Raw genomic sequence first — 21,437 nt, 5'->3', positions numbered from 1 at the left:
ACCGCACAGGACTTTCAAAACACCCCCTAGTCGGGGCGCGGTGCTTTGACGCCGTGCACGCGCGCGTACTCGTCGGCGAGCCAGGGGCCCAGGTCGTCGACGTACGACCGCAGGACGGCCGGATCGCTGGTCGGCTCGTAGCCGAGGACCGCCGCCGCGCGCATCTGCTCCGCGCGCCCCGGGTAGTACAGGCCGAACGCCTCCGCCATCTCCGTCAGGTCGCTCGTCCAGCCGTTCCAGCGGGGCATGACGAGCGTGAATCCGGTGCGGACGAGATGGCGGGACATGAACCGTAGGAGGGGCCTGCGGGCCTCGTCCGAATCGGCGGCGGCGATCCGCTCGCGCCAGCGGGGCAGCAGGAGGGCGAGGTCGCCGTTGGTCTCCCGGGCGAGCAGGGAGTCGGGCCGGTAGCGCGGCAGGTACTCGGCGAGGTCCTCGCCGAGCAGCGGGGTGCACATGCAGGCCACGAACCAGCCCATGTCGTACCGCTCCGGTTCGCTCAGCACGCGCGCCTTGCTGTACAGCAGCGTGCCGACCCCGTCGATCCGCCGGAACTCCTTGTCGAGCGCCTCACCGAGCAGCCGGGCGTCCTCCCGGTCCCCGTCGGTGGGCTCGGCGCGCAGCACGACCAGGAGATCGAGATCGCTGCGCCCCACGCGCGCGGTGCCGCGCGGAATGGACCCGTAGAGGTACGCGCTGTGCATCCGCCCCCCGAACACATCGAGCAGCCGGTCACGCGCGGCGGCGACGACGGGACGGAAGTCGTGGGGCACCCGCGCGAGCGAGCCCTCGCGCTCGATGCAGCCCTGGGCGTCGAGGCCCTGACGGGGAAGAGTTCCGGCCATGGCTTCACTGTGCCCGGGGACCGGCCCCACGGCAGGTCATTTACGGTCCTCGGCGGGCCCGGCTGCGCCGAACGTGGGCCTCGCACGCGTCAGGGGCCCCACCGAACGGCGGGGCCCCTGACGTGGACTGTGCGGGCTAGCGCGAGCGCTTCGCGAGGCGCTCCACGTCCAGCAGGATCACCGCGCGGGCCTCCAGGCGGAGCCAGCCGCGCTGGGCGAAGTCGGCGAGAGCCTTGTTGACCGTCTCGCGGGACGCGCCGACCAGCTGGGCCAGCTCCTCCTGCGTGAGGTCGTGGACGACGTGGATGCCCTCCTCGGACTGCACGCCGAAGCGGCGGGAGAGGTCCAGCAGGGCTCGGGCGACACGTCCGGGGACGTCCGAGAAGACCAGGTCGGACATCGCGTCGTTGGTGCGCCGCAGCCGGCGGGCGACGGCGCGAAGCAGCGCGGTGGCCACCTCGGGGCGGGCGTTCAGCCAGGGCTGGAGGTCGCCGTGGCCCAGACCCAGCAGCTTGACCTCGGTCAGCGCGGTGGCGGTCGCCGTACGCGGGCCCGGGTCGAACAGCGACAGCTCGCCGATCAGCTCGCCGGGGCCCACCACGGCCAGCATGTTCTCGCGGCCGTCGGGGGAGGTGCGGTGGAGCTTGACCTTGCCCTCGGTGACGACGTAGAGCCGGTCACCGGGGTCCCCCTCGTGGAAGAGGGAGTCGCCGCGCGCGAGGGTCACCTCACTCATGGAGGCGCGGAGCTCCGCGGACTGCTCGTCATCGAGCGCCGCGAAGAGCGGGTTGCGCCGCAGAACGTCGTCCACGAGTTCTCTCCTTGTCGACCTGCTCAGGGGATCTTTCTCCCCCTTGGTACCAGGGGACCGTGCCCCCCATTTTGCCGGACCGTCCAAACAGTGTGATCTGTCACAAGGATGCCGCACAGGTGTCCCGAGGTAAGCGGCAGGGGTCCAATTGGGCGCCGATCTTCAGGGCTCGGGGCGGATGTCAGTGTCGGGCTTTAGGCTGGCCGGGTGTCCAAATCGCCGGTGAGAGCACAGGCCAAGGGGGCTGGGCGGGTGGTTGTACGTCGTGATTCCGCTGTGGGCGAACAGAACCCTGGTGGCGGAAAGAAACCGGCAAAAGCGGCAAAGAAGGCTGCCCCGGTGAAGAAGCCCGAGTCCCGTACAGCCCTCGTCCGCCGGGCCCGCCGCATCAACCGCGAGCTCGCCGAGGTCTATCCGTACGCCCACCCGGAACTGGACTTCGAGAACCCCTTCCAGCTCGTGGTCGCCACGGTCCTGTCCGCCCAGACCACCGACCTGCGCGTCAACCAGACGACTCCGGCCCTCTTCGCGAAGTACCCGACCCCCGAGGACCTGGCCGTCGCCAACCCCGAGGAAGTCGAGGAGATCCTGCGGCCGTGCGGGTTCTTCCGCGCGAAGACCAGGGCGGTCATAGGACTGTCCAGGGCCCTGTCCGAGGACTTCGGCGGCGAGGTGCCGGGGCGGCTCGAAGACCTCGTCAAGCTGCCCGGCGTCGGCCGCAAGACCGCCTTCGTGGTGCTCGGCAACGCCTTCGGACGGCCCGGCATCACCGTGGACACGCACTTCCAGCGGCTCGTACGGCGCTGGCAGTGGACCGAGCAGACCGACCCCGACAAGATCGAGGCGGAGATCGGGGCGCTGTTCCCCAAGAGCGACTGGACCGACCTCTCGCACCACGTGATCTGGCACGGCCGCCGCATCTGCCACGCCCGCAAACCGGCCTGCGGCGCCTGCCCCATCGCCCCGCTCTGCCCCGCGTACGGCGAGGGCGAGACGGACCCCGAGAAGGCCAGGAAGCTGCTCAAGTACGAGAAGGGCGGCTTCCCGGGACAGCGACTGAAGCCCCCGCAGGCGTACTTGGACGCCGGCGGCAAGCCGGCCCCGCCGCTGGGGGCCGTATGAAGCGGGGCCCGTCCGCAAGCTGCCCCAGGTCTCGATCTCAGGGCCACGCTCAGGAACGATCTCGACCTGGCCCGGCGTTGGATTCAACAGAACGAGGGGGGTGGCGATGACACGCGCGAGCGGTACGCAGGGCGGGCCCGTGACGGTCAGCCAGGAGGGCCTGCCCACCTGGCTGGACCCGGTGGTGCATGCCGTGGAGACCGTCGAGCCGATACAGCTGAGCCGCTTCCTGCCACCGGAGAACGGCGCCGGCAGGCAATCCGCGGTGCTCATCCTGTTCGGCGAGGGCGAGCGGGGCCCCGAGCTGCTCCTGATGGAGCGGGCGAGCTCGCTGCGCTCCCATGCGGGCCAGCCCTCCTTCCCTGGCGGTGCCCTCGACCCCGAGGACGGCGACCCGAAGGCCGACGGGCCGCTGCGGGCCGCTCTGCGCGAGGCCGAGGAGGAGACCGGGCTCGATCCGGCCGGCGTGCAGCTCTTCGGCGTTCTGCCCCGGCTGTACATCCCGGTCAGCGGCTTCGTCGTCACCCCGGTCCTGGGCTGGTGGCGCGAGCCGACCCCGGTCGGCGTCGTCGATCCGAACGAGACGGCCCGGGTCTTCACGGTCCCCGTGGCGGATCTCACGGACCCCGCCAACCGCGCCACCGCCGTCCACCCCAGCGGCCACCGAGGTCCGGCATTCCTGGTCGAATCGGCCCTGGTGTGGGGGTTCACCGCGGGGATCATCGACCGGCTGCTGCACTTCGCGGGCTGGGAGCTGCCCTGGGACCGGGAGAACCAGGTCCCGCTGGACTGGCGGTCATGACAGGGTGGGCGCCGTGTTCTGTAATCCGAGGGGCCGTGAAGTGACGAGGCGAGGCTTGAAGCGGTGAACGTGCTGGACATCCTGCTGCTGGTCGCCGCGGTGTGGTTCGCGATCGTCGGCTACCGCCAGGGCTTCGTCGTCGGCATCCTGTCGGTGATCGGCTTCCTCGGTGGCGGTCTCGTCGCCGTCTATCTGCTCCCGGTGATCTGGGACGCCCTGACGGACAACTCCGAGGTGAGCACGACCGCCGCCGTCGTCGCCGTGGTCGTCGTCATCGTCTGCGCCTCCGTCGGCCAGGCCCTGACCACCCACCTCGGCAACAAGCTGCGCCGCTACATCACCTGGTCCCCGGCCCGCGCCCTGGACGCCACCGGCGGCGCCCTGGTCAATGTCGTCGCGATGCTCCTGGTCGCCTGGCTGATCGGTTCGGCACTGGCCGGCACCACCCTGCCGACGCTCGGCAAGGAGGTCCGCAACTCCAAGGTGCTGCTCGGGGTGTCCCGCGCGCTGCCCGCGCAGGCCGACACCTGGTTCGCGGACTTCTCCTCGGTCCTCGCGCAGAACGGCTTCCCGCAGGTCTTCAGCCCGTTCTCCAACGAGCCCATCACCGATGTGCAGCCCCCCGACCCGGCCCTCGCGGGCAGTGAGGTCGCCACCCGCGCGAAGCGATCCATCGTCAAGGTCGTGGGCACCGCCGAGAGTTGCGGCAAGGTCCTGGAAGGCACCGGCTTCGTCTACGCCGACCGCCGCGTGATGACCAACGCCCATGTCGTGGGCGGAGTCGACGAACCCACCGTCCAGATAGGCGGAGAGGGCCGCAAGTACGACGCGCGGGTCGTCCTGTACGACTGGAAGCGCGACATCGCCGTGCTCGACGTACCGGATCTGGACGCGCCCGCACTGCAGTTCACCTCCACCGACGCCCGCAGCGGCGACGACGCGATCATCGCGGGCTTCCCGGAGAACGGCGCCTACGACGTCCGCGCGGCCCGTGTCCGCGGCCGTATCCCGGCCAACGGTCCGGACATCTACCGCCGCGGCACCGTGCACCGCGATGTGTACTCGCTGTACGCGACCGTCCGCCAGGGCAACTCCGGCGGCCCGCTGCTCACGGCCGACGGCAAGGTGTACGGCGTGGTCTTCGCCAAGTCCCTCGACAGCGCCGACACCGGTTACGCGCTCACCGCGGACGAGATCCAGGAGGACATCGCCGCGGGCCGTACCGCGAACCAGCAGGTGGACAGCGACAGCTGCGCGCTGTAGCCCCTGGCGGGGTCAGCCGCGAGGGTGGCGCAGGCGTACCGAGACCCAGCGGGCCCGGCGGCGCAGGATGCGCGGAATCCCCACCCTCAGGTCGGTGCCCGCCATCTGCGGTGCTGCACCGCCCCGGTGGGAGCTCAGGGCATTGCTGCCCGAGCGACGGTTGCGTGCTGCGTCACTGTAGTCGTGCGTCCAGCCCATACCCCGACGTGTGCCCCTGCCCCAAGGTCGATAACCGCCCCCAGCGCCCCCAATTGGCCTATGCGCCAGGCAATTGGCTGTTCGTAGTACAGGCGTTCAGGCCCGGATACCGGGCGCGTCCGAACGGTCACCGATCGGGTTCGGGATCCTTCAGCCAATTGATCAGTTCGGCGGAGAAGGCGACCGGGTCCTCCTCGTGCGGGAAGTGCCCCAAACCGTCGAACAGACGCCAGCGGTACGGGGCTTCGACGTACTCGCCCGAGCCGGCCGCGCTGCGGGTGCGCATCACCGGGTCGAGTGAACCGTGCAGATGGAGGGTCGGCACCCGGACCGGTCGCTTCATGCGCCGGTTGAACTGGATGCCGTCGGGACGGGCCATCGAGCGGACCATCCAGCGGTACGGCTCGATCGAGCAGTGCGCGGCGGAGGGGATGCACATCGCACGGCGGTACGTGTCCACCGCGTCGTCCTCCGGCAGCCGCGGCCCGGACCAGTCCCGGACGAGCCGGCCGACCAGCGCCCCGTCGTCGTCGGTGAGCTGACGCTCCGGGATCCAGGGGCGCTGGAACCCCCAGATGTAGGAACCGGCGGTCGTCTGCTTGACGTCGGAGAGCATCGCCGAGCGCCAGCGCCGCGGATGCGGCATGGAGGCGACGGCGAGCCGCCGCACCAGCTTGGGGCGCATCACGGCCGCCGTCCACGCCAGATAGCCGCCCAGGTCGTGGCCGACGAGGGCGGCATCCGGCTCGCCGAGGGAGCGGATCACGCCGGTGATGTCGAGCGCCAGGTTGGCGGGGTCGTAACCGCGCGGGGTGCGGTCGCTGCCGCCGACACCGCGCAGGTCCATGGCGACCGCCCGGAACCCGGCGTCGGCGAGCGCCGGCAGCTGGTGCCGCCAGGTCCACCAGAACTGCGGGAAGCCGTGCAGGAGCAGGACCAGCGGTCCGTCACCCATCTCGGCGATATGGAAGCGCGCACCATTGGCCGCGACGTCCCGATGGGTCCAGGGACCATCGAGGCGTACGACCGAGGCGTGTTGCGCCGCAGGGGTGGGGGCCGGGTCCGTCATGACGTCGAGCGTGCCACAGCCTCGATGGCGGCGGGCGACCGGTCCTCCAGGGCCGGCACCGGACGCGGGTGCGGCTTGGCCTTCTGCAGGACGCCCGCGCTCTCCTTCATCGACGCGGCGACCTTCTGCGGGCCCTTGCTCTTCGTGGCCTTCTTCGCGTAGACCCAGCCGATCAGCGCGAGGACGAGCGCGATGAGGACGTTCGCCGCGAAGGACAGCAGGAAGCAGATGGCGAGGTTCCAGTCGCTCCAGGTCCGAATCCCGTACGCCAGGGCGAAGTTGAGCATCGGCAGGGAGAACACCAGCACCGCGCCCGCGACCATGAACGCGCCGCCACTGGTCGCGCCGCGCTTCACGTCCTGCTTGAGCTGCGCCTTGGCCAGCGCGATCTCGTCGTGCACCAGCGCCGACATCTCGGTCGTCGCGGAGGCGAACAGCTGGCCGATGCTGCGTTCGGCGCCGACCGGGCTGCCGTCGGGTGCGCTCATCGCGTTCTCCCTCTTCCGACCTCTTCTGACCATGTGGGTGAGGTCTCGACTTTTGTACCGTCCCGTCAGATCATGCCCGACGGTCGTTCTCCTCGCCTGCCCCGCCCGTCACTTCGGCAAGCCGCGCGAGTTCGGCGGCCTTCTCTTCGGCGAGCCGGCGGTGCTCGGCGGCCTTGCGGTCGTAGATGGCCGCCATCCGCAGGTGGTACGCCGGGTCGTCCTCCTCGTAGATGTCCGGGATGCCGGAGAGGTCGTCGTCGCGCTCCTCGGCCTCGATCATCCGGCGGTACTGGCCGTTCCGTATCTTCAGCAGCACCGACGCCAGGGCCGCCGCGATGAGGGAGGCCATCAGGACGGCCGCCTTGACCTCGTCCGTCAGGGCGGCATCGCCCTCGAAGGCGAGCTCGCCGATGAGCAGCGACACGGTGAAGCCGATACCGGCCAGCGTCGCCACGGCGAACACGTCGGCCCAGGCCAGGTCGTCGCTGAGCGAGGCCCTGGTGAAGCGGGCCGTGAGCCACGTACCGCCGAAGATGCCGAGCGCCTTGCCGACGACGAGTCCGAGGACGACGCCCAGCGTCTCGGGCTGGGTGAACACCTCGCCGAGCGCTCCGCCGGAGAGGGTGACACCGGCGCTGAACAGCGCGAACAGCGGCACGGCCAGTCCCGCCGACAGCGGCCGGACCAGGTGCTCGATGTGCTCGCCGGGGGAGTGCTGCTCCCCCTCGCGCCGGGTGCAGCGCAGCATCAGGCCCATGGCGACACCGGCGATGGTGGCGTGGACGCCGCTGTTGTACATCAGGGCCCAGTTGACGAGCGCGAGCGGGACGTAGACGTACCAGCCGCGTACGCCCTTGTGCAGCAGCAGCCAGAAGACGGTGAGGCCGAGGACGGCACCGCCGAGCGCGGCGAAGTTCAGGTCGTCGGTGAAGAAGACCGCGATGATCAGGATCGCGAAGAGGTCGTCGACGACGGCGAGGGTGAGCAGGAAGGCGCGCAGCGCGCTCGGCAGGGAGGTGCCGATGACGGCGAGCACGGCGAGCGCGAAGGCGATGTCGGTGGCGGTGGGCACGGCCCACCCGTCCATGGATCCGCCGCCGGAAATATTGGTGAGGACGTAGACGAGCGCCGGTGCTGCCATCCCGCACAGCGCGGCCACCACCGGCAGTACGGCGGCCTTGGGGTCCCGGAGATCACCGGCGACCAGCTCGCGCTTGAGCTCGATTCCGGCGACGAAGAAGAAGATCGCGAGGAGGCCTTCGGCGGCCCAGTGCTGGATCGACAGATCGAGGCCGAGGGCCTTGGGCCCGATGTGGAAGTCGCTGACGCTCTCGTAGCTGTCCTGCAGCGAGGGGACGTTCGCCCAGATCAGCGCGGCGACGGCGGCCGCGAGCAGCAGGACACCACCGACGGTCTCGGTGCGCAGGGCATCCGCGACGAAGGTCCGCTCGGGCAGGGACAGCCGGCCGAAGACCTTGCGGGGGGTGCGGGGCGCGGACACGGGAACCTCCGGAGTTCGGGCAGCACAAACTCTTGCCGACCAGACTTCCCGGCGCACCTTGAGGGGTCCTGCTTTTTGTTTAGCGTACCTAACATAGCGCGCGGGGGCCACGGGGGATCGCCCCGCGTACGCGAAAGGAGCGCCCGGCGCCGGGCGCTCCTTGCACAGGGGTCACTTCATGAGAGAGACCCTCAGTCCTCGCTCGGCGCCGCCGGGAGCTTGGCCTGGATCAGGTCCATGACCGTGGAGTCGGTCAGCGTCGTGACATCTCCCAGCTCACGGTTCTCCGCGATGTCCCGCAGCAGGCGGCGCATGATCTTGCCGGAGCGGGTCTTGGGCAGTTCGGCCACCGGAAGGATCCGCTTCGGCTTGGCGATAGGCCCGAGCGTGGCGCCGACGTGGTTGCGCAGCTCCGCCACCAGGCCCTCGGTCTCCGCCGCCGTACCGCGAAGGATCACGAAGGCGACGATGGCCTGCCCGGTCGTCTCGTCCGCCGCGCCGACCACGGCCGCCTCGGCGACCGACGGGTGCGACACGAGCGCAGACTCCACCTCGGTGGTGGAGATGTTGTGGCCGGACACCAGCATCACGTCGTCCACCCGGCCCAGCAGCCAGATGTCGCCGTCGTCGTCCTTCTTCGCGCCGTCACCGGCGAAGTACGTGCCCTCGAAACGCGACCAGTACGTGTCGAGGAACCGCTGGTCGTCACCCCAGATGGTGCGCAGCATCGACGGCCACGGCTCGGTCAGCACCAGGTAGCCGCCACCGCCGTTCGGCACCTCGTTCGCCTCGTCGTCGACGACCGTCGCGGAGATACCGGGCAGCGGCGTCTGCGCCGAGCCGGGCTTGGTCTCGGTGACGCCGGGGAGCGGCGAGATCATCATCGCGCCGGTCTCGGTCTGCCACCAGGTGTCCACGATCGGGGTCCGGTCGCCGCCGATGTGCTTGCGGTACCAGATCCACGCCTCGGGGTTGATCGGCTCGCCCACCGAGCCGAGCACCCGCAGGCTGCTGAGGTCGAACTTCGCGGGGATGTCGTCGCCCCACTTCATGAACGTACGGATCGCGGTGGGCGCCGTGTACAGGATCGTCACCCCGTACTTCTGCACGATCTCCCAGAACCGGCCCTGGTGCGGGGTGTCCGGAGTGCCCTCGTACATGACCTGGGTGGCGCCGTTGGCGAGCGGCCCGTAGACGATGTACGAGTGCCCGGTGACCCAGCCGACGTCGGCGGTGCACCAGTACACATCGGTCTCCGGCTTGAGGTCGAAGACGGCGTGGTGGGTGTAGGACGCCTGGGTGAGGTAGCCGCCGGAGGTGTGCAGGATGCCCTTCGGCTTACCCGTGGTCCCCGACGTGTAGAGGATGAACAGCGGATGCTCGGCCTCGAAGGCCTCCGGTGTGTGCTCCGCGCTCTGCCGTTCGACGATCTCGTGCCACCACACGTCCCGGCCGTCGTCCCAGGCGACCTCCTGGCCGGTGCGCTGGACCACGAGCACATGCTCGACGTTGTCGACCTTGGAGACCGCCTCGTCCACGGCCGGCTTCAGCGCGGTCGGCTTGCCCCGCCGGTAACCGCCGTCGGAGGTGATCACGACCTTGGCGTCGGCGTCCTGGATACGGGTCGCGAGCGCGTCGGCCGAGAAGCCGCCGAAGACCACCGAGTGCGCGGCGCCGATCCGGGCGCAGGCGAGCATCGCCACGGCCGTCTCGGGGATCATCGGCATGTAGACGGCGACCCGGTCGCCCTTCTGCACACCCAGCTCCAGCAGCGCGTTCGCGGCCTTGGAGACCTCGTCCTTGAGCTCGGCGTAGGTGATCGCGCGGCTGTCGCCGGGCTCCCCCTCGAAGTGGATGGCGACCCGGTCCCCGAGCCCGGCCTCCACATGCCGGTCCACGCAGTTGTACGCGACATTGAGCTCGCCGTCCTTGAACCACTTCGCGAACGGCGGGTTCGACCAGTCCAGCGTCTCCGTCGGCTCCTTGGCCCAGGTCAGCCGACGCGCCTGCTCGGCCCAGAAGCCGAGCCGGTCAGCCTTGGCCTGTTCGTACGCCTCCGCCGTGACGTTGGCGTTCGCGGCCAGGTCAGCGGGCGGCGCGAAGCGTCGCTCCTCTTTCAAGAGGTTGGCCAGGCTTTCGTTGCTCACGACATCTCCCTTTCCCAGGGTGTCCGTTGTGTCCCAGGCCACAGCTCATCAGACCCGAGGGCCCGATGACAAGGGCCGACGGGAAATTGGTTTAGACCTGTGGGCGGCTGTGTCCACGGCGATTGTGCGGCAGTCGGCTCATCCGTATCCACGGACGCTGACCAGGCAGAGTTCAGGCTCTGTAACGCCTTTCACACTCCGGGCCCGGCGTCAGGCCGACAGATCCGCCGCCCGTACGCGATCGAACACCTGGTCCCCCTCCGCCTCGGTGAGCAGGTACGCCTGCGCCTCACCCACGTGGAAGTACATGCCGTGCAGCTCCACCTCCCCCTTCCGCAGGGCCCGGGACACCGACTCATGGGCCCGCAGATGCTCCAACTGCTGGACCACGTTGGTCAGACAGAGCTGCTCGACCGCGTCGGCCGGCGCCCGCCCCGCCAGCCGTGGCGACGGCCGGCTGTCGTCGGCCATGTGCTCCAGGCTGGGCAGCCCATGCCGCAGCCACCGCTTGAGCGGGGTCCGCGCGCCGCCCGGTTCGCAGGTGAGCAGTGCCTGCATGGCCCCGCAGCCGGAGTGCCCGCACACCGTGATGGACCGCACCTTCAGTACGTCCAGCGCGTACTCGATCGCGGCCGCCACCGAGTCGTCCCCGTTCTCCTCGCCGGGCTGGGAGGACCTCTCCGCGCCGGCCAGGGGTGGAACGAGGTTGCCCACATTGCGCACCACGAACAGGTCACCGGGACCACTGGAGGTGATCATCGAGGTGACCAGACGCGAATCGGCACAGGTCAGGAAGAGCTGCGAGGGCCGCTGCCCCTCCCGTGCCAGCCGGGCCAGCTCCCCCCGCACCAGCGGTGCGGTGTTGCGCTGGAACGCGCTGATGCCACGCGCCAGTTCATGCCCACGGGGACCGTGAGCGTGCCTGGGCGCACCGGCTCCGACCTCTCCGCCGGGGCCGTCCGGTCGCGCGCCGGGGGTGGGCGGGAGGTGCGGCTGCTCGCACTGGTGGTTGCGCCAGGGCGTCCAGGGGCTGCAACGGCAACCGGTGGGAGCGGCCGGCTCGGCGGACCCGGGTTCGTTGTGCACGGTGGTGGGAACCCCGGGCTCGGCGATCCGGAGCCCCGCGCGTCTGCCGGTCAGCTCGACGGAGCCGCCTCGCGCGGTGTGCGCGTTCTGCCAGTCCTGGAGCGTCTCGTACGCCGCGTGATCCATGAAGGACCCGTCCAACTCCACGACGGCTGGGGTGCCTTGGGGTACGAGATGCAGGGCGCGGCTGAGCCGCGGGACCGCGAGGAAGGTCAACTGGCCTCGGACGTGTACGTGATGGACTCCTTCCTTCTCGTCATGGGTGATGTGGGTGCGGGCGAGGCGGTGCAGGGAGACGGCGACGGCCACGGCGATCCCCAGCGTCACGCCCTCCAGGACGCCGAGGAAGACCACGCCGGCGGTGGTGACGGCGTAGACCAGCGCTTCTCGGTGGCGGGTCACCGTGCGGATGTGGTGCAGGGACACCATCTGGATGCCGACGGCCATCACCAGGGCGGCGAGCGAGGCGAGCGGGATGAGCTCCAGGATCGGGACCATCAGCAGCGCGGCGACTACTACGAGAACGCCGTGCAGCATCGTGGAGTTCCGGCTCACGGCACCCGAGTGCACATTCGCCGACGTCCTCACCGCCACCCCTGCCACGGGCAGTCCGCCGAGGCCGCCGGAGACGATGTTGGCGGCGCCCTGTCCGAGCAGCTCCCGGTGCAGGTCGGAGCGGCCGACGTGGGCGGGCAGGCCGGGCCGCCCGGCCACCAGCTTGTCGGCGGCGACCGCGCCGAGCAGCGACTGCACGCTGCACACCAGGGTGGTGGTCAGCACGGCCGCCACGATGCCGAGCACCGGTCCCTCGGGGAGTCCGGCGAGGGCATGGCTGCTCCACGACGGCAGATCGACCTTGGGCAGACGGAGCCCGGTGAGCGAGGCGGCCGCGGTGGCCCCGGCTACAGCGATGAGGGCGGCAGGAACCTTGCGCAGCAGCCGTCCGGCCCGGCCCGGGATGCGCGGCCAGAGCAGCAGCAGGGCCAGGGTGAGCGCGCTCACCGAGAGGGCGGCCGGGTGCAGGTCGGCCAACTGGGCGGGCAGGGCACGCAGATTGTCGGGGACCGAACTCTGCGGGGTGCCGCCGAGGACGATGTGCAGCTGGGCCACGGCGATGGTGACGCCGATGCCGGCGAGCATGCCGTGCACGATGGCGGGGCTCACCGCGAGCGCGGTGCGCGCCACGCGCAGGCAGCCGAGGCCGAGTTGGGTGAGCCCGGCGAGGACGGTGATGGCGCAGGTCGTACGCCAGCCGTAGCGCTGGATGAGGTCGGCGGTGACCACGGTGAGACCGGCGGCGGGGCCGCTGACCTGCAGCGGGGAGCCGCCGAGCCGACCGGCGACAAGCCCGCCCACGGCGGCGGCGACGAGCCCGGCCTGGAGGGGCGCGCCGGTGGCGAGCGCGATGCCGAGGGACAGCGGCAGGGCGATCAGGAAGACCGCGATCGACGCGGACACATCGGCACCGGCGAGCCGGAAACGGCGGGGACGAGTGGGTGGCGGAGTGGGGGACTGGTGGCTGGGCTCGTTCCGAGTGGGGTTGGTGGCGCGGGTGGGGACGCAGGCTGACATGGGTTCCCGTCTCCTCCGGGGCAGCGCGGTCGCGGATCTGGTGGTCCCCCGTCCGGATGGCGGGGGGTCGGGTCGCGGCCGTGGGTCACGGCATACAGCGGCGGGATGAATCAACGCTCGGTAAACGGATCGTAATGCAGAGTAAAGGGCGAGCATAGTATTTCTGGGCAAATGGGTGAATAGCTCACCCAGGTGAGTGAAGTGGCGCTTTAGTCGGCTTGTCGTACTAATTCCTTCTCGGTCGCGTGCGACCTTGGCGGCGCTGTCGGCGCTTTTCCGGCAGATCACCAGAAAACGCCCCAATCAGCATTGGCCTGAGAGAAGGAAGTAGGTGGGCGGAACATGGCCGCCACCCAGAGGATCGCCGCGGGCGCCGTGGTCGCCGCGGTCTGTGCCGCATCACTCGCGGGCTGCACGATCGGCAGCGACGGTGCCAAGGCAGGGGCCCCCGGCCCCCAGAAGGCGAAGCCGGCCCAGGTGCCGCCCAAGAGCGCGGTCCGGCTGATCGGCGACGGCTCGACTTCGTACACCGGAGCCCAGCCCCATCTGCCCAGGCCCGAACGGCTGAAGCCCGGTCAGAAACCGCCACAGTTCGTGGTGTTCTCCTGGGACGGGGCGGGCGAGGACGGGCAGAAGCTGTTCTCGCACTTCCGCGAGGTCGCCAAGGCCAACAACGCGACGATGACGTACTTCCTCAGCGGCGTGTACATGCTTCCCGAGCCCAAGCGCGATCTGTACCGGCCGCCGCAGCACTCGCCGGGCCGTTCCGACATCGGCTTCAACGACGAGCAGGGCATCGCCGACACCGTGAAGCAGCTGCGCGGCGCGTGGCTGGAGGGCAATGAGATCGGCACCCATTTCAACGGCCACTTCTGCGGCAAGGGCGGCGGCGTCGGTGAGTGGTCCGTCCAGGAATGGAAGGAGGAGATCGCCCAGGCGAAGCACTTCGTGAAGTCCTGGAAGACCAACACGGGCCTGAAGAACGCCTCACCGCTGCCCTTCGACTACGACAAGGAGCTCATCGGCGCCCGCACACCTTGTCTGGAGGGCCAGACGAACTTCATGCAGGCCGCCCGTGAGCTCGGGCTCCGCTACGACACCAGCGGGGTCAACAACCAGGTCTGGCCGAAGAAGAAGGAAGGCCTGTGGGACCTGTCGATGCAGCTGGTGCCGTTCCCCGGGCACACCTTCGAGCAGCTGACCATGGACTACAACTTCATGGTCAACCAGTCCGGCACCACCAGCCAGGGTGACCCCGACAAGTACAACCTGTGGGGCGACCAGATGCGCGACGGCCTGCTCCAGGGCTTCCAGCGGGCCTACGACGGCAACCGCGCGCCCCTGATCATCGGCAACCACTTCGAGTCCTGGAACGGCGGCACCTATATGCGGGCCGTCGAGGAGGTCATCGAGAGTGTGTGCACCAGGGCCGAGGTGCGCTGTGTCTCCTTCCGGCAGCTCGCCGACTGGCTGGACGCCCAGGACCCGAAGGTGCTGGCCAAGCTCACCACGCTGAACGTCGGCGAGGCCCCGAAGCAGGGCTGGGCGTCCTTCCTGTCGGGCCGCCCCGCCCCCGCCCCCAAGGGAGTGCCGGGGGCGCCGGCGGCCAGGCAGTAGCGCCGGCTCAGGCGGGAGCGGTGACGCTCTCGCCGAGCACGAACGAGGGGTCGACCTGCGCGGCCAGGTCGGCCCCGGTCCGTTCGTTCCCCCAGGACTGCGCGTTCTTCAGATGGAAGTGCACCATCTGACGCGTGCAGCGCTCCCAGTCCCGGCCTTCGTACGTGGCGTCCACGGCCTCCCGCAGCCGGTGCAGGGCGCGGCGGGAGGCGTCCTCCAGGAGCTCGAACCGGGGCGGGCGGCCCTTCTCCATGGAGCGCACCCAGTCCGAGTGCCCGACCGTGACGAGCAGGTCGTCCCCGGCTTCCGCGCGCAGGAAGTCGAGGTCCTCCTCGCCGTGCATCTTGTTGCCGACGACCTTCAGCTCGACGCCGAAGCCGCGGGCGTACTCCTTGTACTGGCGATAGACGGAGACCCCCTTCCGGGTCGGCTCGGCGACGAGGAACGTCATGTCGAAGCGGGTGAACATGCCGGAGGCGAAGGAGTCCGAGCCGGCGGTCATGTCGACCACGACGTACTCGTCGGGCCCGTCCACCAGGTGGTTCAGGCACAGCTCCACCGCTCCCGTCTTGGAGTGGTAGCAGGCGACCCCCAGGTCGGCGTCGGTGAAGGGGCCGGTGACCATCAAACGGACGGCGCCGCCGTCGAGTTCCACCGGCCGGGCGCAGGCGTCGTAGACCGGATTGGTCTCGCGCACCCCCAGCAGCCGGGAGCCCTCGCCGGGCGGAGTCGTCTTGATCATCGTCTCGGCGGAGGTGATCCGCGGGTTCGAGCCGCGCAGATAGTCCTTGATCAGCGGGAGCCGGTCGCCCATCGCGGGCAGGGCGGCGGCCTCGGACTCGTCGAGGCCGAGAGCGGCCCCCAGATGCTGGTTGATGTCGGGTCGATCGCGACCACCGGCGCCCCGGCCGCCGCGAGATGCCGGATGAACAGGGAGGACAGGGTCGTCTTGCCGCTGCCACCCTTCCCGGCGAAAGCAATTTTCATGTTCATCAAGCGTAGAGGCGCGGTACCCGCGCGGGGTCGATGAACGTGAAGAAGGCCACTCGATCGTGGGGTCGGCGCCAGGGATGCGTAATGTCGTACTCATGAGTACGACAGGCGCGACCGCCGATCCGCTCGCGGCCCTGGGTGCCCTGCCCGGAGTGGCCGAGTCCGTGGAGTCCGTGCGCAAGGCCGTGGACCGGGTCTACGGACACCGGGTCATGCGCCGCCGCAGCAACGAGATCACCTCCGAGGCGGCGCTGCGCGGCGCCCGTGGTTCGGCGGCGCTGTCCGGAGCCGACTGGGCCCTGGAAGAGGTGCGCCGACGCACCGACTTCAGCGGCGACGACGAGGCACGCATCATGGGTGCCGCCCTGCGGCTGACCGCGGAGGCGGGCCAACTGCTGTCCATCTGGCGGCAGTCGCCGCTGCGGGTGCTGGCCCGGCTGCACCTGGTCGCGGCGGCGACGAACGGTCCGGAGGTCGGGCGTCCGCGCCAGGCCGGCGAGCCGGTCGACGAGCCGACCGTCGAGCTGCCGCTGCCGAGCGCCGACGAGGTCCACGGCCGGCTGGAAGGCCTGTCCGAGCTGATCATCGCGGGCGGGTCGGCCCCGGCGCTGGTGACCGCCGCCGTCGTGCACGGCGAGCTGCTCGCGCTGCGCCCGTTCACCTCCCACAACGGCCTGGTCGCGCGCGCGGCCGAGCGCATCGTGCTGGTGGGCAGCGGCCTCGACCCGAAGTCGGTCTGCCCGTCGGAGGTCGGCTACGGCGAACTCGGCCGCGCGGCCTATCTCGCGGCGCTGGACGGGTACGTCTCCGGCACCCCTGAAGGCATGGCCGCCTGGATCGCCCACTGCGGCAAGGCGGTCGAGCTGGGCGCGCGCGAATCCACGGCGGTATGTGAGGCGCTGCAGCGCGGAGCGGCGTAGAAACCTGCCCAAAAGGGTTGCGGCGGTACGAGATTTCGTACCGCCGCTGGCATGTTCACCGGGTTACCAAGCGTCCTCGATATGTTGCCCATCAGGTCGGGGACTTTGCCCGATCCTGGTGCGGCTGGCCCGTAATCGACGGGTCGACGTCGCGTGGGTGCCCGGTGTTCATGCTCGGTCCGTGGGGCCAGTTGCGTTTTGAAGGTGATCCTCTCGGATGTCCTTGGTCTCGCGGGCCGTTGACTCCTTTCTACTCCAGCTTCGGAGCAAGCGGAAGCCCTGGCTGCGGTTCTTTACTTTTGGGTTCAAACGGGAGCTAAACGGGCGACGAAAGACCGAACCGCCCCAGGGAGCGGTGTCGGCGCAGGTCAGGCGATCGCGGTGCGGCGCCGGCTGGCGTACCAGACGAGGCCCGCGGTGGCTGCCGCGGCCCCTATGGCGGCCGCCGCGATGAGCGCCGGACGGGCCGGGACGGAGAGCGTGGGCAGCCTCTGCTTGAGCCGCACCGGGCGGTGGAAGTCGAGAATCGGCCACCCGCGCGCGAGTGCCTCGCGGCGCAGCGCGCGGTCCGGGTTCACGGCGTGCGGATGGCCGACGGCCTGGAGCATCGGTACGTCGGTCGCCGAGTCGCTGTAGGCGTAGCAGCGGGAGAGGTCGTACCCCTCGGACGCGGCGAGCTCCTTGACGGCCTCGGCCTTCGTCGGGCCGTACGCGTAGTACTCCACCTCTCCGGTGAAGCAGCCGTCGTCTCCTACGACCATTCGGGTGGCCACCACGCGGTCGGCGCCGAGCAGTTCGCCGATGGGCTCCACCACCTCCGCGCCCGATGTGGACACGATCACGACATCGCGGCCGGCGGTGTGGTGCTCCTCGATGAGGGAGGCGGCCTCGTCGTAGATGATCGGGTCGATCAGGTCGTGCAGGGTCTCGGCGACGATCTCCTTGACCTGCTGGACGTTCCAGCCACGGCACAGCGCGGAGAGGTACTCGCGCATGCGCTCCATCTGGTCGTGGTCGGCGCCGCCCGCGAGGAAGACGAACTGGGTATACGCGGTCCGCAAGACGGCCCGGCGGTTGATCAGTCCGCCTTGGTAGAACGACTTGCTGAAGGTGAGCGTGCTCGACTTCGCAATGACCGTCTTGTCCAGGTCAAAGAAGGCCGCTGTGCGGGGCAAGGAGTGGTTTTCCACGACCCTGAGCATAGGCGCAGCCCATTCGGCGTAAGGTGGGCGCGTGGGTTTGCCTGAGAGGGCTCTCGGGTACACCATGGAAGTCACGGATCGTTCGCGACCGTGCTAACCCGGTCCGGCTCCTCCCCCCCCGAGTCGGCCGTGGAGACGACCCCCGCTCTCCCCCCCGGCGGGGGTCGTCGCATGTCCGGACGGGTTTTCCCTCCTCTCCAGCGGCCGTGAGGCCCTTTCGAAGCGGCTGAGGCCGTCTCTTCGGCATGCCCATGATTCGTCACCGTGTGTAGCTGCCGCGCTGCTCTGCGGAACTCGTACGGGGACCAGTACAGGGGTCACCGGTATGGGTGACAGCGCTATTCACAACCGTCGAGTTGTCCACAGTTATCGACCAAGATCCACACGATTTCCGGCATCGCTGCACCGTGATTCCAACGCGTCCCGCCGGCGCCGACTTCCTGGCCGGCTCCGGTAAGTCGGGCGCGTTTGGCCGGTTCGTATCGGCCGCTCATATGGAGACCGGTCGCCGGTTCTTCACACCTTTGGGAATCGCGGGGCCGCAGGGGCTGCGCGAGAGATGCAGCGATGGGGGAGACATGGCCGCAGCCGCCACACAGGAACCGCCGCCCGAAGCCTCGGGCCGGCCGGGCGCACCGCTGATCGTCACCGAGGACGCCGGCCTGCTGGACGACCTGCTGCGCCTGTGCGCGGCGGCGGGCGCCACGCCCGAGGTCCATCACGGCATCCCGGAGCCGCATGGCAACTGGGAGGCCGCACCGCTGGTCCTGGTCGGCGACGACGCCGCCCGCCGGGTGCGCGGCGCCGCCCGCAGACGCGGAGTGGTGCTGGTCGGCCGGGACCAGGACGACTCCGGGGTCTGGCGCAGGGCCGTCGAGATCGGCGCCGACCATGTCCTGATGCTCCCCGACGGCGAGCAGTGGCTGGTCGACCGCATCGCCGACGTGGCCGAGGGCGTGGGCCGCCCCGCCCTCACCGTGGGCGTCATCGGCGGCCGGGGCGGCGCGGGGGCGTCCACGCTCGCGTGCGCCCTCGCCGTCACCTCCGCGCGGGAGGGACTGCGCACCCTGCTCGTCGACGCCGATCCACTGGGGGGCGGACTCGACGTCCTCCTCGGCGGCGAAACGGCCGAGGGGCTGCGCTGGCCGGCTTTCGCCGCCTCACGCGGGCGGGTCGGCGGCGGTGCCCTGGAGGAGTCACTGCCCCGGCTGCACTCGCTGCGGGTGCTCAGCTGGGACCGCGGGGACTGCGTCGCCGTACCGCCGCAGGCCGTCCGGGCGGTGCTGGCCGCCGCCCGGCGCCGGGGTGGCACGGTCGTCGTCGACCTGCCGCGCCGGATCGACGACGGCGTCGCCGAGGTGCTCGCCCAGCTCGACCTCGGCATCCTCGTGGTCCCCGCCGAACTGCGCGCCGTCGCGGCCGCCGGGCGGGTGGCCTCCGCGGTCGGGATGGTGCTCGGGGACCTGAGGGTGGCGGTACGCGGCCCGTACGCGCCCGGCCTCGACGACCGCGAGGTGGCCCGGCTCCTCGGACTGCCGCTGGCCGGAGAGGTACCGGACGAGTCCGGACTTCGGCGACCGCACGAGAGCAAGGCGCCGCCCGCGGCGGCCGGGCGCGGACCGCTGGCGCGCTTCTGCCGGGAGTTCTGGGAGCGGATGCTGCTGGAGGCGGGGACGGCATGAGTACCTACCTGGGGCAGGAGACGTTCGCGGCGGGATCCGATATGACACCGGCCCTCCTCGACGGCGTGCGACGCAGGCTCGCGGAGAGCGGGGCCGAGCCGACGCCCGCGCGCGTGGCGCAGGCGCTGCGCGAACAGGGGCGGGTCCTCGGGGACGCCGAAGTCCTCGGCGCCGCCGAGCAGTTGCGGTCCGAGCTCATCGGCAGCGGACCGCTGGAACCGCTGCTCGCCGACCCCGCGGTGACCGATGTGCTGGTCTCGGCCCCGGACCGGGTCTGGGTGGACCGGGGCGGCGGCCTTGAGCTGACCGGAGTCCGCTTCCCCGACGCTGCGGCCGTACGACGGCTCGCGCAGCGTCTGGCGGCGGTGGCCGGACGGCGCCTCGACGATGCGCGGCCCTGGGCCGACGCCCGGCTGCCCGACGGCACCCGGCTGCACGCGGTGCTGTCGCCGGTGGCCGTCGGCTGCACCTGCCTGTCCCTTCGGGTCGTACGTCCGCGCGCGTTCACGCTCGACGAACTCGTGGCGGCGGGCACGGTTCCGCCGGGCGGGGACCGGGTGCTGCGGGCGCTGGTCGGGGCGCGGCTGTCCTTCCTCATCAGCGGCGGCACCGGCAGTGGCAAGACCACACTGCTCAGCGCGCTGCTCGGGCTGGTCGGACCGGGCGAGCGGATCGTGCTCGCCGAGGACTCCGCCGAGCTGCGGCCCGACCATCCGCACGTCGTACGGCTGGAGAGCAGACCCGCCAACCAGGAGGGCGCGGGGCTCGTGACGCTCCAGGACCTGGTGCGCCAGGCACTGCGGATGCGGCCGGACCGGCTGGTCGTGGGCGAGGTGCGCGGGCCGGAGGTGGTGCATCTGCTGGCCGCGCTCAACACCGGCCACGAGGGCGGCTGCGGCACTGTGCACGCCAACGCGGCCGCCGATGTGCCGGCCCGGCTGGAAGCCCTCGGTACGGCGGCGGGGCTCGACCGGGCGGCGTTGCACAGCCAGTTGGCGGCCGCGCTGGCGGTGGTGCTGCATCTCGTGCGGGGGCGCGACGGCCGGCGGCGGATCGCCGAGGTGCATGTGCTGGAGCGGGATCCGTCGGGGCTGGTGCGGACGGTTCCGGCGCTGCGGTGGGAAGCGGGGGCGTTCGTGGCCGAGCGGGGCTGGGGGCGGTTGCGGGGGCTGCTCCGGGATGAGGACTTCGGGCTGGGGAGCGGGGATCGCCATGAGTGAAACGGCTGTGGGAGGGCCGTCGATGGGGGCGGCCGTGGTGTGTGCCGGGGCTGCTCTGTGGCTGCTCGGCGGGCGGAACGCCGGAGCCCGGCGGGCTCGGTTGCTGCTCGCCGGCGGTGGGGTCGTCGGGGCCGGGCCGCCCGCTTGGCGGCAGGCGGTCGGTGAACTGCGGCGGATCCGGGGGCGGTTGCGGGCCGAGTGGTGGGCGGTCGTTGTCGGGATCGCTCTGGCCGTGCTCGGGGCGTCGGTGCTGCCGCTCGTCGCCGGGGCGGCCGGGGTGCCGTTGCTGCGCCGGGTGCGGCTGGCCGGGCGGGCGGGGCGGACTCGGGAACGCCGAGCGGATGCGGTGATCGCGCTGTGCGCGGCGCTCGCCGGGGAGGTGCGCGCGGGACGACAGCCGGGCGAGGCGCTGCTGCGTGCGGCGCGGGAGTCCGCCGGGCTCGGTGAGGCGCAGGCGGCGGTATTGGCGGCCGCGCGGTTCGGCGGTGATGTCCCCGGCGCCCTCGCGACAGCGGCGCGGCGACCGGGCGCCGAGGGGCTGCTGGGGCTCGCGGCGTGCTGGCGGGTGGCCGTGGACCAGGGCGCGGGCCTCGCGGCCGGCCTGGACCGGCTCGAAGCGGCCCTGCGTGCCGAACGGGACCAACGGGCCGATCTGCGAGCTCAGTTGGCGGGCGCCAAGTCGACGGCACTGATGCTGGCCGGACTGCCGGTTCTGGGACTGCTCCTCGGCGCGGTCATGGGCGCCGATCCGCTGCGGGTGCTGCTGCACAGCGGCGCGGGGCTGGGGTGTCTGTTCGCCGGCGGGCTGCTGGAGGGGCTGGGGGTGTGGTGGGCGCTGAGGATCGTGCGAGGGGCGGGGGTGGTGTGAGGAGAGGTGGTGGTGCGGCTGAGGGCGGGGG

General features: G+C 71.0%; 17 protein-coding genes and 1 pseudogene. 8 read left to right on the top strand and 10 right to left on the bottom strand.

From position 1 onward, the window contains the following. Nucleotides 1-26 precede the first annotated feature (26 nt). Both RMT89_RS27355 and RMT89_RS27350 read right to left on the bottom strand, forming a co-directional pair. Nucleotides 27-845, bottom strand: coding sequence for a nucleotidyltransferase domain-containing protein (locus RMT89_RS27355; protein ID WP_315886448.1), 819 nt, complete (start codon nucleotides 843-845; stop codon nucleotides 27-29). A 136-nt stretch (nucleotides 846-981) separates the two neighbouring features. Next, the gene (locus RMT89_RS27350; RefSeq protein WP_015658871.1) at nucleotides 982-1,656 is read right to left on the bottom strand and encodes a Crp/Fnr family transcriptional regulator; all 675 of its coding nucleotides are present in this window, start codon (nucleotides 1,654-1,656) and stop codon (nucleotides 982-984) included. A 276-nt stretch (nucleotides 1,657-1,932) separates the two neighbouring features. Between RMT89_RS27350 and nth the strand changes: the two genes are divergently transcribed. The 3 genes from nth (at nucleotide 1,933) to RMT89_RS27335 (ending at nucleotide 4,843) form a co-directional block, all read left to right on the top strand. Continuing rightward, entirely contained in the window at nucleotides 1,933-2,778 is an 846-nt protein-coding gene (gene nth / locus RMT89_RS27345) for an endonuclease III (RefSeq protein WP_315886447.1), read from the top strand. 106 nt (nucleotides 2,779-2,884) lie between these two features. Beyond that, complete coding sequence (locus RMT89_RS27340) at nucleotides 2,885-3,580, top strand: CoA pyrophosphatase (RefSeq protein ID WP_315886446.1); 696 nt, start codon at nucleotides 2,885-2,887, stop codon at nucleotides 3,578-3,580. Nucleotides 3,581-3,643: 63 nt separating this feature from the next. Next, nucleotides 3,644-4,843, top strand: coding sequence for a MarP family serine protease (locus RMT89_RS27335; protein ID WP_315886445.1), 1,200 nt, complete (start codon nucleotides 3,644-3,646; stop codon nucleotides 4,841-4,843). Between the two features lie 12 nt (nucleotides 4,844-4,855). Here the strand turns inward: RMT89_RS27335 and RMT89_RS27330 are convergent, their stop codons facing one another. The 6 genes from RMT89_RS27330 to RMT89_RS27305 all read right to left on the bottom strand — a co-directional run bounded on the left by RMT89_RS27330 (nucleotide 4,856) and on the right by RMT89_RS27305 (nucleotide 12,904). Further along, nucleotides 4,856-5,041, bottom strand: coding sequence for a hypothetical protein (locus RMT89_RS27330; RefSeq protein ID WP_315886444.1), 186 nt, complete (start codon nucleotides 5,039-5,041; stop codon nucleotides 4,856-4,858). 127 nt (nucleotides 5,042-5,168) lie between these two features. Then, nucleotides 5,169-6,110: an alpha/beta hydrolase gene (locus RMT89_RS27325; protein WP_315886443.1), complete on the bottom strand. Its 942-nt coding sequence runs from the start codon at nucleotides 6,108-6,110 to the stop codon at nucleotides 5,169-5,171. After that, complete coding sequence (locus RMT89_RS27320) at nucleotides 6,107-6,598, bottom strand: phage holin family protein (RefSeq protein WP_315886442.1); 492 nt, start codon at nucleotides 6,596-6,598, stop codon at nucleotides 6,107-6,109. The genes RMT89_RS27325 and RMT89_RS27320 overlap by 4 nt, the downstream gene beginning before the upstream one ends. A gap of 70 nt (nucleotides 6,599-6,668) precedes the next feature. Further along, entirely contained in the window at nucleotides 6,669-8,099 is a 1,431-nt protein-coding gene (gene nhaA, locus RMT89_RS27315; RefSeq protein ID WP_315886441.1) for a Na+/H+ antiporter NhaA, read from the bottom strand. A gap of 191 nt (nucleotides 8,100-8,290) precedes the next feature. Next, entirely contained in the window at nucleotides 8,291-10,246 is a 1,956-nt protein-coding gene (acs, locus tag RMT89_RS27310; protein ID WP_315886440.1) for an acetate--CoA ligase, read from the bottom strand. A 210-nt stretch (nucleotides 10,247-10,456) separates the two neighbouring features. Continuing rightward, nucleotides 10,457-12,904 (bottom strand): SulP family inorganic anion transporter, encoded by a 2,448-nt coding sequence (locus RMT89_RS27305; RefSeq protein ID WP_315886439.1) that lies wholly within the window; start codon nucleotides 12,902-12,904, stop codon nucleotides 10,457-10,459. Between the two features lie 342 nt (nucleotides 12,905-13,246). Between RMT89_RS27305 and RMT89_RS27300 the strand changes: the two genes are divergently transcribed. Further along, nucleotides 13,247-14,521, top strand: coding sequence for a hypothetical protein (locus RMT89_RS27300; protein ID WP_315886438.1), 1,275 nt, complete (start codon nucleotides 13,247-13,249; stop codon nucleotides 14,519-14,521). Between the two features lie 7 nt (nucleotides 14,522-14,528). Here RMT89_RS27300 and RMT89_RS27295 read toward each other — a convergent pair. Continuing rightward, nucleotides 14,529-15,514 (bottom strand): annotated as a pseudogene (locus RMT89_RS27295) (ATP-binding protein). A 95-nt stretch (nucleotides 15,515-15,609) separates the two neighbouring features. Between RMT89_RS27295 and RMT89_RS27290 the strand changes: the two are divergent. Continuing rightward, on the top strand, nucleotides 15,610-16,434 hold the full coding sequence (locus RMT89_RS27290) for an oxidoreductase (protein ID WP_315886437.1): 825 nt from the start codon (nucleotides 15,610-15,612) through the stop codon (nucleotides 16,432-16,434). Between the two features lie 368 nt (nucleotides 16,435-16,802). On the opposite strand, the gene RMT89_RS27285 is transcribed toward RMT89_RS27290, so the two are convergent. Further along, nucleotides 16,803-17,636: an HAD-IB family hydrolase gene (locus tag RMT89_RS27285; RefSeq protein WP_315886436.1), complete on the bottom strand. Its 834-nt coding sequence runs from the start codon at nucleotides 17,634-17,636 to the stop codon at nucleotides 16,803-16,805. Nucleotides 17,637-18,214: 578 nt separating this feature from the next. Here RMT89_RS27285 and ssd point away from each other — a divergent pair. From ssd to RMT89_RS27270, 3 genes are read left to right on the top strand one after another with little or no spacing between them, the layout of a single operon-like run. Continuing rightward, nucleotides 18,215-19,318 carry a septum site-determining protein Ssd gene (gene ssd / locus RMT89_RS27280; RefSeq protein WP_315886435.1) on the top strand — a complete coding sequence of 368 codons (1,104 nt, stop codon included), beginning with the start codon at nucleotides 18,215-18,217 and terminating at the stop codon, nucleotides 19,316-19,318. Continuing rightward, a complete protein-coding gene (locus RMT89_RS27275; RefSeq protein WP_315886434.1) occupies nucleotides 19,315-20,538 on the top strand; it encodes a TadA family conjugal transfer-associated ATPase in 1,224 nt (407 codons plus the stop codon). Before ssd ends, RMT89_RS27275 begins: the two co-directional genes overlap by 4 nt. Beyond that, entirely contained in the window at nucleotides 20,531-21,406 is an 876-nt protein-coding gene (locus RMT89_RS27270) for a type II secretion system F family protein (protein WP_315886433.1), read from the top strand. Before RMT89_RS27275 ends, RMT89_RS27270 begins: the two co-directional genes overlap by 8 nt. The last annotated feature ends 31 nt before the right edge of the window (nucleotides 21,407-21,437 follow it).

This window comes from Streptomyces sp. P17, assembly GCF_032436805.1.
GTDB lineage: Bacteria > Actinomycetota > Actinomycetes > Streptomycetales > Streptomycetaceae > Streptomyces.
Note: the sequence above shows the minus strand (reverse complement) of the source record. Positions and strands in the feature narration are given on the sequence as shown.